The 13,470-nt window shown below is 73.5% G+C and carries 8 protein-coding genes and 1 pseudogene; 2 read left to right on the top strand and 7 right to left on the bottom strand.

The genetic code is table 11. The features are described 5' to 3' along the window. Positions 1-19 precede the first annotated feature (19 nt). The 5 genes from AB0F82_RS06080 to AB0F82_RS06100 all read right to left on the bottom strand — a co-directional run bounded on the left by AB0F82_RS06080 (position 20) and on the right by AB0F82_RS06100 (position 9,010). Positions 20-1,348, bottom strand: coding sequence for a hypothetical protein (locus tag AB0F82_RS06080; RefSeq protein WP_362624490.1), 1,329 nt, complete (start codon positions 1,346-1,348; stop codon positions 20-22). Between the two features lie 96 nt (positions 1,349-1,444). Continuing rightward, entirely contained in the window at positions 1,445-3,403 is a 1,959-nt protein-coding gene (locus tag AB0F82_RS06085; RefSeq protein WP_362624492.1) for an acyl-CoA dehydrogenase family protein, read from the bottom strand. Positions 3,404-3,614: 211 nt separating this feature from the next. Further along, on the bottom strand, positions 3,615-5,060 hold the full coding sequence (locus AB0F82_RS06090; protein ID WP_030037191.1) for an aldehyde dehydrogenase family protein: 1,446 nt from the start codon (positions 5,058-5,060) through the stop codon (positions 3,615-3,617). A gap of 150 nt (positions 5,061-5,210) precedes the next feature. Next, positions 5,211-6,794, bottom strand: coding sequence for a PucR family transcriptional regulator (locus AB0F82_RS06095; protein ID WP_362624494.1), 1,584 nt, complete (start codon positions 6,792-6,794; stop codon positions 5,211-5,213). Positions 6,795-6,919: 125 nt separating this feature from the next. Continuing rightward, a complete protein-coding gene (locus tag AB0F82_RS06100) occupies positions 6,920-9,010 on the bottom strand; it encodes an ATP-binding protein (RefSeq protein WP_362624496.1) in 2,091 nt (696 codons plus the stop codon). A gap of 388 nt (positions 9,011-9,398) precedes the next feature. On the opposite strand from AB0F82_RS06100, the gene gabT reads away from it, so the two are divergent. Together gabT and AB0F82_RS06110 are read left to right on the top strand one after the other, a co-directional pair. Continuing rightward, positions 9,399-10,745, top strand: a complete 1,347-nt coding sequence (gabT, locus tag AB0F82_RS06105; RefSeq protein ID WP_356813330.1) for a 4-aminobutyrate--2-oxoglutarate transaminase — start codon at positions 9,399-9,401, stop codon at positions 10,743-10,745. A 433-nt stretch (positions 10,746-11,178) separates the two neighbouring features. After that, on the top strand, positions 11,179-11,697 hold the full coding sequence (locus AB0F82_RS06110) for a phosphatase PAP2 family protein (RefSeq protein ID WP_362624498.1): 519 nt from the start codon (positions 11,179-11,181) through the stop codon (positions 11,695-11,697). Between the two features lie 28 nt (positions 11,698-11,725). Here the strand turns inward: AB0F82_RS06110 and AB0F82_RS06115 are convergent. Then, positions 11,726-12,004, bottom strand: a pseudogene (locus AB0F82_RS06115) (hypothetical protein); the annotation flags it as partial. An 18-nt stretch (positions 12,005-12,022) separates the two neighbouring features. Continuing rightward, entirely contained in the window at positions 12,023-13,441 is a 1,419-nt protein-coding gene (locus AB0F82_RS06120) for an NAD(P)/FAD-dependent oxidoreductase (RefSeq protein ID WP_362624500.1), read from the bottom strand. Between the last annotated feature and the right edge of the window lie 29 nt (positions 13,442-13,470).

Raw genomic sequence — 13,470 nt, forward strand, 5'->3', positions numbered from 1 at the left:
CCCCCATTGTTGCCGCAAGTCAGGGGCGGCCCGACACGGAGCCCCCTTCCGTGACCCGCAGGAGGAGGTGCGGGAGCGTTCCGGCGAAGTCGGGGAGCGTGCGGGCGGTCCGCCACCAGGCCTCCGGGTCCTCGCCGAGGGCCACGGTGAGCAGCCGGTACGCCTCCGCGTGGGCGGCGAGGACGGCGCCTGCGTGGTCGTGCCGGTCGGGGTGGTCGACGTCGCCGAGCCAGTGGTCCTCGTCGAGGGCCCAGCAGGCCGGCAGCTTGTGCCGGATCACGTCGATGCCGGTGAGCAGGCCGCGGTCGAGGCAGTCGCGCACCCAGCGGATGTCCTCGTCGACGCTCTCCATGGGCACGGCGAGGCTCGCGAGGGCCAGTTCGCGCTCGACGTCGCCGGTCGGCTCGGCGGCGGTCGGGGCCAGGTGGCGCACGGCCCGGGTGAGCTCGGGGTCCGCCTCCCCCCCGCCGTCCGGTTCGGGCAGGGTCCCGTCGACGACGCCCGCAACCAGTGCGGGCAGCGGCCCCGGGTGGCGGGCGGCGTGCCGCAACAGCTCCGCCCACAGCCGCGGGTCGTCCCCCAGGGGGCGCAGGGCCCGCATCACGGCGGTCTGCATGCCGGCCTGCTCGGGCAGGGTCCAGCGCAGGGAGCGGCGGGCGGGAAGGTGGCCGAGGAGCAGGGTGTGGCGGGCGGGGGCGACGTGGGTGACGAGTTCCTCGTGGGTGAGTCGGCCCATGCGGACGGCGCGGACGGCCGGCCGGTGCCAGGAGTGGGCGGCCGCCGGCGCCGCGGCGGTGGCGAGCAGCCCGCCGACGGTCTCCCGGGGCAGGTCGGCGACGAGCAGCAGGGCCTCGACGGAGCCGGCCGGCAGAGGCAGGCGGGAGTGCTCGGCGATCAGCTGCTCCGGGGCGAGCTCGTGGGGCAGCGCCAGGATGTCCAGGGGGACCCGCGGTCCGCGCCGGCCGTGCCGGCGCAGCAGGCCGAGCGTCTCGGCGGTGGTGAGGGGTTCCGCGCCGGGGTCGCGGCCCAGCTCGGCGCGGAGCACGGGCAGGAGTTCCGGCGGCGTGCGGCGGCGGGCGTAGCGGGCGGGCCCGGGCAGGCCGGGCAGGGGCCGTCCCACGACGCGGGGGTTGCGGGCTATGTAGCCCCGGTCGGCCGCGCCCGCGTGGCGCAGCAGCAGGGTGACGGTGGAGGCCGCCAGCCATTCGTCCCGGCAGAGGTATTTGAGGGTCGGCCCGTCGAGCCGGCGGGTCAGGTCGACGACGACGTGGTCCGGTGCGTGGCGCAGCAGGTGCGCCACGCACCAGGCCAGCCGTCGGCTGGTGCGGTCTTGCTCGGCCGTCGGCATCGTTCTCGTCCGCCTCGTGCTGTGCTCGTACGCGTACCGGTTCCGTACGCGTACTCATCCTCGTACGTCTGTCCGACGTGCGGCGATGATCGCAGGTCAGCGGATGGGGCGGTGCACGTTTTTCCGGGTCGAGGCGCCGGGGGCGGCGTCCGCGATCCAGGGGCCGTCGCCCGACGGGTCGAGGACGCCCTCCTCCAGCCAGGCGTAGGTCCCGGACAGGACGCCCGCGACCACCTTGCGGTCGAGGTCGTCGGTGTTGGACCAGAGCCGGCCGAAGAGCTCCTCCACGCGCAGCCGGGACTGCTCGCAGAAGGCGTCGGCCAGCTGGTAGGCCTCGCGGCCGTGCTGTCCCGAGGCGCGCAGGTGCTCGGCGCGGACGCAGGCCGCACTCATCGCGAAGAGTTCGGCGCCGATGTCGACGATCCGGCCGAGGAAGCCCTGCTTGGTCTCCATGCGGCCCTGCCAGCGCGACATCGCGTAGAAGGTGGACCGGGCGAGTTTGCGGGCGCTGCGCTCCACATAGCGCAGGTGGGTGGAGAGGTCGGGGTGGCCGCCGGGGTGGAAGGCCCGGTAGGTGCCGGGGACGTGGCCGGGGCCGGTGGCCAGCTTGGGCAGCCAGCGGGCGTAGAACCCGGCGGCGCGGGCGCCGGCCCTGGCCTTGTCGCCGAGGTCCTTGTCGGGGTCGATGAGGTCGCCGGCCACCGACAGGTGGGCGTCCACGGCCTCGCGGGCGATCAGGAGGTGCATGATCTCGGTCGAGCCCTCGAAGATCCTGTTGATGCGCAGGTCGCGGAGCATCTGCTCGGCGGGAACGGCGCGCTCGCCGCGGGCGGCCAGGGACTCGGCGGTCTCGAAACCCCGTCCGCCGCGGATCTGGACCAGTTCGTCGGCCATCAGGCAGGCCATCTCGGAGCCGTAGAGCTTGGCGAGGGCTGCTTCGATGCGGATGTCGTTGCGGTCCTCGTCGGCCATCTGGGAGGCGAGGTCGACGACCGCTTCGAGGGCGAAGGTGGTGGCGGCGATGAAGGAGATCTTGGCGCCGACCGCCTCGTGCCGGGCGACCGGCCGGCCCCACTGCTCGCGCACGCCGGACCACTCGCGGGCGATCTTCAGGCACCACTTGCCGGCGCCGACGCACATGGCGGGCAGGGAGAGCCGGCCGGTGTTGAGCGTGGTGAGGGCGATCTTGAGGCCGGCGCCCTCGGCGCCGATGCGCTGGTCGGCGGGCACCCGCACCTGGTGGAAGCGGGTGACGCCGTTCTCCAGGCCGCGCAGGCCCATGAAGGCGTTGCGGTGCTCGACGGTGATGCCGGGCGAGTCGGCCTCGACGACGAAGGCGGTGATCCCGCCGCGGTGGTTCTCCGACTTCGGCACCCGGGCCATGACCACGAGCAGGTCGGCGACGACCCCGTTGGTGGTCCACAGCTTCACCCCGTCGAGGACGTAGGCGTCGTCGCCGTCCGGGACGGCGGTGGTGGCCAGGCGGGCCGGGTCGGAGCCCACGTCGGGTTCGGTGAGCAGGAAGGCGCTGATGGCGGTGGTGGCGCAGCGCGGCAGGTAGGCGTCCTTCTGGGCCTGCGTGCCGAACATCTTCAGCGGCTGGGGCACGCCGATCGACTGGTGGGCGGAGAGCAGGGCCCCGATGGCCGGGCTGACCGAGCCGACGAGGGCGAGCGCCTTGTTGTAGTAGACCTGGGTGAGGCCGAGGCCCCCGTACTTGGGGTCGATCTTCATCCCGAGGGCGCCGAGCTCCTTGAGCCCGCGCACGGTCTCGTCGGGGATCTTCGCCTCGCGCTCGATGAGGGCGCCGTCGATACGGGTCTCGCAGAACTCGCGCAGCCGGGCGAGGAAGGCCTCGCCCCGGCGGACGTGCTCGTCGGCGGGGAGCGGGTGGGGATGGATCAGGTCGAGCCTGAACCGTCCCAGGAAGAGCTCCTTGGCGAAGCTGGGTTTGCGCCAGTCCTGTTCCCGGGCCGCTTCAGCGACCTGTCGTGCCTCGCGCTCGGTCACCTTGGGCTGTGTGCCGCTGGGCTGTACGGGCTGTGTTGCGGACATGCGGGGACTCACCTCGCCGCCGGAGTCGGTGGTGCCGGCCCACTGGCCGGTGCTACCTGTGAGTCGTACCCCGCCCGGCCGCGCGGGAAAAGCCGGGGCGGACCAGTCGGGGGAACCGCCCGGCCCGGGGGCCGGACCCGGCCCGGAAAAGGGGGACGGCCGGAGCCCCCGCACAGTGGGCTCCGGCCGTCGGCTCTTCGGCCGTACGAGATCAGATGTCGAGGCCGGTCAAAACCAGGACCCGCTCGTACGTGTAGTCGTCCATCGCGTAGCGGACGCCCTCGCGGCCGACACCGGACTGCTTGACGCCGCCGTACGGCATCTGGTCGGCGCGGTAGGACGGCGCGTCGCCGATGATCACGCCGCCGACCTCGAGCTCGCGGTGGGCACGGAACGCGGTCTGGACGTTGCGGGTGAAGACGCCGGCCTGCAGGCCGAACTTCGAGTCGTTCACCGCGGCGAAGGCCTCGTCGGTGTTCTCGACCCGCAGCAGGGTGAGGACCGGGCCGAAGACCTCCTCGGTGGCGAGCTTGACGCCTTCGGGTACGTTCGCCAGGACGGTCGGCTCGTACGAGGCACCCTCGCGCTTGCCGCCGGTGAGCAGCTTGGCGCCGGCGGACACGGCCTCGTCGACCCACGACTCGACGCGCTCGGCGGCGGCCTGGGAGACCAGGGGGCCGACGTCGGTGGCGTCGTCGTTCGGGTCGCCGGTGACCTGCGCCTGGACCTTCGCGACGACCTTCTCGACGAGACGGTCGTAGACGGAGGCGTCGGCGATCACGCGCTGCACGGAGATGCAGGACTGGCCGGCCTGGTAGTTCGAGAAGGTCGCGATGCGGGTCGCGGCCCAGTCGAGGTCGGCCTCGGAGGACCAGTCGTCCAGGACCACGGCCGCGGCGTTGCCGCCGAGCTCCAGGGTGCAGTGCTTGTGGGGCACCGACTGCTGGATGGCGTAGCCGACGGTGTCGGAGCCGGTGAAGGAGATGACGGGCAGGCGCTCGTCCTTGACCAGGGCGGGCATCTTGTCGTTCGCGACCGGCAGGACCGACCAGGAGCCGGCCGGGAGGTCGGTCTCGGCGAGCAGCTCGCCCAGGATCAGGCCGGACAGCGGGGTGGCCGGGGCCGGCTTGAGGATGATCGGCGCGCCGACGGCGATGGCCGGGGCCACCTTGTGGGCGCACAGGTTCAGCGGGAAGTTGAACGGCGCGATGCCGAGGACCGGACCCTTGACGAAGCGGCGGGTCAGCGCGAGACGGCCGACACCGCCGGCGTCGGTGTCGAGGCGCTGGGCCTCACCGCCGTTGAAGCGGCGGGCCTCCTCCGCTGCGAAGCGGAACACGGACACCGCACGGCCGACCTCACCGCGGGCCCACTTGACGGGCTTGCCGTTCTCGGCGGAGATCAGCTGGGCGATCTCCTCGGTGCGCTCGACGAGCCGCTTGGACACGTGGTCCAGGGCCGCGGCCCGTACGTGGGCGGGGGTCGCGGAGAACTCCGCCGTCACGGCGTACGCCGCGGCCACGGCCTCTTCGACCTGCTCGTCGGTGGGCACGCTGACCGTGCCGACCAGGCGGCCGTCCCACGGGGAGTGGACGTCGAAGCTGTCCTCGCCGGTGGCCTGGCGGCCGGCGAGCCAGAAGGCGTGGGTGGAAGTCATGCGAATCCCGGCCCTTCGGAAGTGTGCGGTGGGTCCTGACCCCTCCACCGTAGGACTCCCCGGGGGATTCGGCGTTTATCCGGGGTGTAGTACCTGCCGTCGGGGTCGCGCCGGTTTGTCACTGTCGCAGCCGGGCGGGCCCCTCGCGGCTCACTGGCCGGCGGCGGAGGTGGCCTTGAGGGCGAGCCACAGCTCCATGCGGACGTCGGGGTCCTCCAGGGAGCGTCCGAGGATCTCCTCGACCCGCTTCATCCGGTAGCGCAGGGTGTGCCGGTGCACGCCGAGGTCGGCGGCGGCCGCGTCCCACTGGCCGTGGCGGGAGAGCCAGGCCTGCAGGGAGGCGACGAGGTCGCCGCGGCCCGTCGCGTCGTGCTCCCGCAGGGCGCGCAGGGTGCCGTCCGCGAAGGCCCGTACCGCGTCGTCGGCCAGCAGCGGCAGGACCGAGCCCGCCGCCATGTCCTCGTGCTCCACCATCGGGCGGCCGCGCCGGCGGGCCACGGCGAGGGCCTGGTCGGCCTGCTTGAGTGCCGCCGCGACGCCGCCGGGTCCGGCGGGCGCGGACAGCCCGACCACCAGTTCGTCCGGCTCGGGGCCGGCCGCGTCCCGGCCGCGCCGGGCCTCCAGGGCTTCCGCGTGGTCCGTGCACGCCTGTACGGCCGAGCCGGCGTCGGAGGCGAGGACCACGAGCCGTCCCGGCTCCGGGACCACCAGCAGCGCCTCCCCGGTGCGGGCGGCCGCCGACTCCACGGTGTCGGTCAGCAGCGCCAGCCCCTCCGGCTGCGCGGTTCCCGCCAGCGCCGGCTCGGCCACGATCAGCCGGAACGGCGCGTCCAGCAGGGACCCGTACAGGTCCCCGGCCACGGCCCGGGCGTGGTCGGGCTCCCCCGCCAGCAGCATCCGCAGCACCGCCGCCCCCAGCCGGGACTCGGCGTCGTGCAGCGAGCGCGACCGCTCGGTGGTGAGCGTCAGCAGCGCGACCGCGGAGTGCACGGCGTAGCGCTCGGCCGTGCCCAGCGGGGCGCCGGTACCGACGGCGAGCGCGCCCCGCGCCCGCCGGCCGGTGCCCAGGGACTGCAGCTCGACGCGGTCCTCGGAACCTCCTACCACGGCGCTCGCGGGCGCCGGCCGCTCCCGCAGCCGCTCCACGTCCGGGGTCAGCCGGGCGGCGCGGCGCGCGGCCCATTCGGGGGCGGCCGCCACGACCGCGCCGGAGGTGTCGTAGAGCGCCGCCCAGCCGTGCACGTGCGCCGCGAGCTTCGCCAGCAGCTCGGCGGGCCCGTCGGCGGAGAGCGCGGCGCGCGTCAGTTCCCGCTGCGCCTCGAAACCGGCGGTCACCGCCCGGTACTGGTCCGCCGCGAGCGCCGCGGAGACGGCCTTGCTGATCGCCAGGAAGGGCGTCCGGCGCGGCACCTCCAGCAGCGGCATGTCCTCGCTCCGCGCGGCGTCGACGAGCGCGTCGGGGATCGCTTCGTAGTTGACGCCGATCGCGAAGCCGATGCCGACCACCCCGGCCGCGGCGAGGCGGCGTACGTAGCGGCGCATCTCCTCGGGGTCGTCGGCGTCCAGCTTCATCGCGGTGATCAGGAGCAGTTCCCCGCCCTCCATATAGGGGACGGGGTCGGCCAGCTCGCTGACGTGGGCCCAGCGCACGGGGGTGTCCAGGCGGCTCTCCCCCGCCCGGACGCTGAGCTTGAGCGCCGAATGCTGGACGAGTGAGGCGAGGGTCAGCGGCATCGGTTACCAGGGGCCTTAGCGGGAGGGAGCGGGAGGGGAAGCGGGGAGGAGCCGCCGACGCTTTTCGCCGTGTCGTACGAACGACTCCCCTCGATTCTGCCACCTCGTACGGGTCGGGGCGCGGGTCAGGCCGTTCCGGCCAGGCGGACCAGCAGCGGGGCCGCCCGTTCCCCGCTGACGGAGGTCAGCGACAGCACCGCGTGCCCGGGCGGCACGGCGTGCGCCAGGTCCGAGGCGGACCACCGCTCCCGTTCCACCTGCCGCACCGTCACCGCGTCCGTGGTGACCGCCTTGCCGGTGACGAGCTTGCGGAAGGCGTGGATCGCCCGGGTCAGCGGCTGGTCGGCGAAGACCGTGCGGTGGGTGACGTCGCGCGTCTCCACCCATTCGGTTCCCCAGGCCTCCGCGAAGCGCTTGCCGTCCCAGGTGGTGACCCCGGCGAAGGCCATCCGGCAGCCGACCGCCCCCAGCAGGGGCGTGCGCAGTGCCTCCGGTACGTCGTCCAGCGTGCGCAGCGTGAGCAGTACGCCGGCGTGCGCCGAGCGCAGCCGCTGGACGCCGCGCACGGTCTCCGCGGTCAGGGTGTGGGAGGCGTCGTCGAAGGCGAGGAAGGCGAAGAGGGAACGGTCGACGCGGGCGGTCGCGGCGGCGTTGAACTGGGCGAGCAGCAGCCGGGCCAGCATCCGGGAGGCGTCGGCGTGCCCCCGCTCGGGGAGGTCGACGCGGACCCGGATGGGGTGCTCCAGGGCGCGCAGCGAGAAGGGCCGGCCCTGGCCGGTGGTGTCGAAGAACCCGGCGAAGGCGGGCCGGTCCAGCAGAGCCACCCGGTCGGCGAGGGCCGGTCCGGGGTCCCCGTGCGCCCCGTGCTGGCGGGTGCGGGCGTCGAGTTCGCGCAGCATGGCGTGCCGCGCGGCGCCGTCGGCGGCGAGCTCGCGGCGCAGGGCGTCGAAGGCGGCCGGGACCTGGTCGAGCAGCTCGCGCAGCTCGGGCACGGCGGGGAAGCGGCCGTACGCGGCCCGGAACGGCCCGAGGAGCTGGGCGAGGGCGGTCGCCGCACGGCGTACGTCGATCCCGGGGACGTCTCCGACGAAGGCTTCGGCGAGCAGGGTCGCGGCCTCGTCGGGGTCGGTGGCCCCTCCGTAGAGGTCGAGGTCGTAGACGGAGGCGGGGTCGCCGATGCGGACCACGACGTCGTAGGCGGCGTCCGGCCCGAGCTGGGCCCCGGCGGCGCCGACGGCGACGACGGCGGCCTGCCCGGCGAGCGCCTGGAGGGCGAGGGACTCCACGACGGGCCGCACCAGGCGCTGCGTCTTGCCGGTGCCGGATGGGCCGACGGCGAGCAGGGAGGTGCCGAGCACGTCGGGGTCGAGCGCGAGGGATGTGCCGCGGCGGGCGTACGGGTTGCGGACGCCGTCCTCGACGGTGCCGAGGAGCACCTGTCGGGCCAGGAGGTCGTGCCGGGCGGCCCGCACGGGCAGGTCCCGGTCCCCGGAGGGGTGCACGCAGGCCCCGGCGCCCTTGTCGCGGACGGAGTCGGCGAAGGCGCGCATGCGGGAGGGGTCGACGCGCACGGATTCCCAGGCGCGGCGGATGCGCGCGTAGTCCACGTCGTTCATCCGCCCGCCCCCGGCCTCCCCTTCGAGCCGATCGGCCGCCTCCACCAGCCCGGCCCCCCGCAACTGCGGCCACCGCACGGGATCGTCGGCGCCCCCCGCCTCGGGGCGGGGCGGTGCGGCGGAGTGCAGCGGACGTGCGGCCCGGCCTCGTAGCAGCCGGACCAGCAGCTCGGGCCACCGGCCGAGGCGCCCGAAGCCGACGATCAGGATGGTGGCGACGATGGCGTACCAGATGTACGAGGCCGCGACGGAGGGGAAGGTCCCCGCCCAGGAGTCGGGCGTGAACATGTAGAGGGGCCACAGCCAGAAGCCGCCGAGGTAGCCGTTCCACAGCAGGGACCAGAGCAGCAGGCCTGCCAGCAGTGCGATCAGGGCTCCGCTGACCAGCTGGCGGGTGGGGGTCACCTCGGGCTCCTCCGCGGCCCGCGGCACGTGTCCGTACGTCCACACGCCCGGCCCGTCGGAGGAGCGTGGGAAGCGCAGCCAGTCCCCCAGTGCCGGCCCGGCCGTCGGCGCGTGGGTCGGCTTCGGCGGGGTGGCCGGTCTCGGAATGTGCCCCGTACGGCCCGTGCGCGTCTCGTGCGTGCCGTCGGTGTCCATGAAACCCCTGCCCCCTGACCGTGCCTGCGGTGCTGCGTCGCTCAATGTAGTGGTCGCCGGCGCCCGGTGGGTGTACCCAAGTCGTGTTCGCGGCAGCGGTCATGACACTCAGTCGGGACCGCGGCAGGCACGGGGGCTTTCGAGGACGGGATGATCACCCGGTGACCTTGCGGAACCGGGCGCGATCAAGGGCTGCCGGCCCGGTGTGCGGCCTGGAGCGTCCTTGCGCGGGCCGCGCCGAGGAAGGTGGACGACGGAGCTCTATGGCCGTGGCGGACAAGGACACGCTGAGATCACTACCGAACGGAGCATGCAGGACCCCCGCTCCCGGGCCTAGCCTGCGGACAAAGACACAAGTGCGTCCGAAAACACCCCCCAGGAGCCCTCTATGACCGCTGTCCCGCAGGAGCGCAAGATCGTCACCGCGATCCCCGGCCCCAAGTCGCAGGAGCTGCAGGCCCGGCGCCTGCAGACCGTGGCCGGCGGCGTGGGCTCCGTGCTGCCCGTCTTCACGGCCCGCGCGGGTGGCGGCATCATCGAGGACGTCGACGGCAACCAGCTGATCGACTTCGGCTCCGGCATCGCCGTGACCTCCGTCGGCGCCTCCGCCGAGGCCGTCGTGCGCCGCGCCTCCGCGCAGCTCGCGGACTTCACCCACACCTGCTTCATGGTCACCCCCTACGAGGGCTACGTCGAGGTGTGCGAGGCCCTCGCCGAGCTGACCCCGGGTGACCACGCCAAGAAGTCGGCGCTGTTCAACTCCGGTGCCGAGGCCGTCGAGAACGCCGTCAAGATCGCCCGCTCGTACACCAAGCGCCAGGCCGTCGTCGTCTTCGACCACGGCTACCACGGCCGTACGAACCTCACGATGGCGCTGACCGCGAAGAACATGCCGTACAAGCAGGGCTTCGGCCCGTTCGCCCCCGAGGTCTACCGCGTCCCGGTCGCCTACGGCTACCGCTGGCCCACCGGCGCCGAGAACTGCGGCCCCGAGGCCGCCGCCCAGGCGATCGACCAGATCACCAAGCAGATCGGCGCCGAGAACGTCGCCGCGATCATCATCGAGCCGGTCCTCGGCGAGGGCGGCTTCATCGAGCCGGCCAAGGGCTTCCTGCCGGCGATCGTGCAGTTCGCCAACGACAACGGCATCGTCTTCGTCGCCGACGAGATCCAGTCCGGCTTCTGCCGCACCGGCCAGTGGTTCGCGTGCGAGGACGAGGGCATCGTCCCGGACCTGATCACCACCGCCAAGGGCATCGCGGGCGGTCTGCCGCTCGCCGCCGTGACCGGCCGCGCCGAGATCATGGACGCCGCTCACGCGGGCGGTCTGGGCGGCACCTACGGCGGCAACCCGGTGGCGTGCGCCGGTGCGCTCGGCTCCATCGAGACCATGAAGGAGCTCGACCTCAACGCCAAGGCGAAGAAGATCGAGTCCATCATGAAGGCCCGCCTGACGGCCATGCAGGAGAAGTACGAGATCATCGGCGACATCCGCGGCCGCGGCGCCATGATCGCGATCGAGCTGGTCAAGGACCCGGTCTCCAAGACCCCGTTCCCGGAGGCGGCCGGCGCGCTCGCCAAGGCCTGCCACGCCGAGGGCCTGCTCGTCCTCACCTGTGGCACCTACGGCAACGTGCTGCGCTTCCTCCCGCCGATCGTGATCGGCGAGCACCTCCTGAACGAGGGCCTGGACCTGATCGAGGCGGCGTTCGCGGCCATCGGCACGGAGATCTGAGCCACGCCGGTACGACACCCGCTCGAACGACTAGAACGTCCGAGCGCAGTGCCCGCCCCCCGTACCGACGGTAACGGGCGGGCACTGTGAAGAAGCTGTGGGGGGCCGATGGCGGGAGCGCGTTCCTGCTGTCGGTCCCCCTTCCGCTGCCGTACGGTTTCTGCAGATGAGTGAAACAGCCCGCTCCGGGGAAACCGGGGGCGATACCAGTACCGGGCTTCCCCAGCGCCGTACTGGGCATGCGTTCGCGCACACTCCTCACCGATCGGACGGCCGACCGCCCCAAACCCCCCGGGGCGTCCGGCAACCCGGTCCGGGCGGCCGTCCCGGAACCATCCCCCCTGTTCCGGGACGGCCGGCCACCCCTTACGGCGAACTCGCCGCCTGCGCGCTCTGCGCGCTCCTCTTCGCCCTGATCACCTGGCAGGTCCTGGTGCGGGGCCCTCTGCTGTCCTGGGACGCCCGGCTGAGCGGCGCGCTGGTGCGCACCGTCCCCGACCCGGCCACCGAGGGCCTCTCCGACCTCGGGAACATCCCGGTCGCCCTGCCCGTGCTGCTCCTCGCCGCCGCGTACGCCGCCCTGCGCGGGAACCGCCGCGGCGCCGTGGCCGCGGTCGCGGCGATGGCCCTGGTGCCGGCCCTGGTCGTCCCGCTGAAGGAGTGGACCGCCCGCCCCGGCCCGCTGGAGCCGTGGGCCGCGGGCTATTTCCCCTCGGGCCACACCGCGACGGCCTTCGTGGCGTACGCGGGCGCGGCCCTGCTGCTGCGGCCGCACCTGGGCCGGTGGTGGCCGGCGGCCGCCGCCCTCGTGCTCACGGGGGCGACAGCCGTCGGGCTGGTGCTGCGGGGGTTCCACTGGCCGCTGGACGTGCTGGCCAGCCTGCTGATGTGTACGCCGCTGCTGCTGGCGGTCAGGCGGTCCTGCCGCAGCACGCCTCGAAGTTCCGGCTGAACTCCCGGCCGCCGAAGCGGTCCCCTTGTCAAGGGCTCCGGCACTCCCCGACCAGCGCGCGTGCGGCGGCCTCGTGCATGGCCAGCTCCAGCAGGACCGGGTCCGTGAGGGTCCCCTCCCCGTCCGGGAGCACCGTCCAGCGCACTCCGGCGGTCGCCCGGCCCGGGTACGGGACCTCGATCCATGCCCCGCGCCCGGCCCCCCGTACGCCGGTGCCGATCCAGTGGGAGGCGGTGCCCGCGGGCACGAAGAAGCCCAGCCGCGATGCGCCGCAGTCGGCGAGCACCGGGCCGGGCCGGTCGGTCAGCAGGGCAGCGCGGTCGGCTCAGCTGTCGAAGCCGAGGCCGAGCTTGTCCATCGCCTTCAGCCACAGGTTCCGGTGTCCGCCCCGGGCGTCCGCGCGGGCCAGCGACCACTTGGTGAGCGCGATCCCGGTCCAGGCGAACGGCTCGGGCGGGAACGGCATCGGCTTGGACTTCACCATCTCCAGCCGGGTGCGCTCGGTCGACAGGCCGTCGAGCAGGTCCAGCATCACGTCCGCGCCGAAGCGGGTGGCGCCCACTCCGAGGCCGGTGTAGCCGGCCGCGTACGCCACCTTGCCGGAGTGCGCCGTTCCGAAGAAGGCGGAGAAACGCGAGCAGGTGTCGATCGCGCCGCCCCACGCGTGGCTGAACTTCAGCCCCTCCAGTTGGGGGAAGGCGGTGAAGAAGTGTTCCGCGAGCCGGAGGTAGGTCTCGGGGCGGTGGTCGTACTCGGAGTCGAGCTTGCCGCGGTACGGATAGATCGCGTCGTAGCCGCCCCACAGGATCCGGTTGTCCCTGGTGATCCGGAAGTAGTGGAACTGGTTGGCGCTGTCGCCCAGGCCCTGCCGCCTCTTCCAGCCGATCGCGGCCAGCTGCGCGTCGTCCAGCGGCTCGCTCATCAGGGCGTAGTCGTAGACCGGGACGGTGAAGGGGCGGATCCGCCGGACCAGCGACGGGAAGATGTTGGTGCCCAGGGCGACCCGGCGGGCGAGGATCGTGCCGTAGGGGGTCTGCACGATCATCCCGCGCCCCGCCGGGGCGAGCTTCAGGCCGCGGGTGTTCTCGTAGATCCGCACCCCGAGGTCGAGGCACGCCCGCTTCAGGCCCCAGGCCAGTTTCGCCGGGTTGAGCATGGCGACGCCGTCGCGGTCCCACAGGCCGGCGAGGAAGGTCGGGGAGTCGACCTCGGCGCGCACGGCGTCCCGGTCGAGCCATTCGGACCCGTCGGCCAGGCCGAGGCGGAGCGCCTCCTCGTGGAGTTCGCGCAGCTCCTCGACCTGGTGGGGTTCGGTGGCGACGTCGATCTCGCCGGTCCGCTCGAAGTCGCAGTCGATGCCGTAGCGGGCGACGGCCTCCTCGATGGCGTCGAGGTTGCGGGCGCCCAGCTCCTCCAGCTTCGCCAGCTCGCCGGGCCAGCGGGCGATCCCGTTGCCCAGGCCGTGGGTGAGGGAAGCGGCGCAGAAGCCGCCGTTGCGGCCGGAGGCGGCCCAGCCCGCCTCCTTGCTCTCGATCAGTACGACGTCCCGCCCGGGGTCGCGCTCCTTGGCGAGCAGCGCGGTCCACAGGCCGCTGTAGCCGCCGCCGACGACCAGCAGGTCGCAGCGCTCGTCAGAGGTGAGCGCCGGCTCGGCGGCCGGCTTGCCGGGGTCGTCCAGCCAGTACGAGACCGGCTTCGCTTCGGAAAGTGACGCAGCAACACTACGCATGGCGACTGGGGCCATGGCTTCCAACTCCCTACGGAACTGACGAC

Origin of the sequence: Streptomyces virginiae, from assembly GCF_040638905.1 — a bacterium.
Taxonomy (GTDB): domain Bacteria; phylum Actinomycetota; class Actinomycetes; order Streptomycetales; family Streptomycetaceae; genus Streptomyces; species Streptomyces virginiae_B.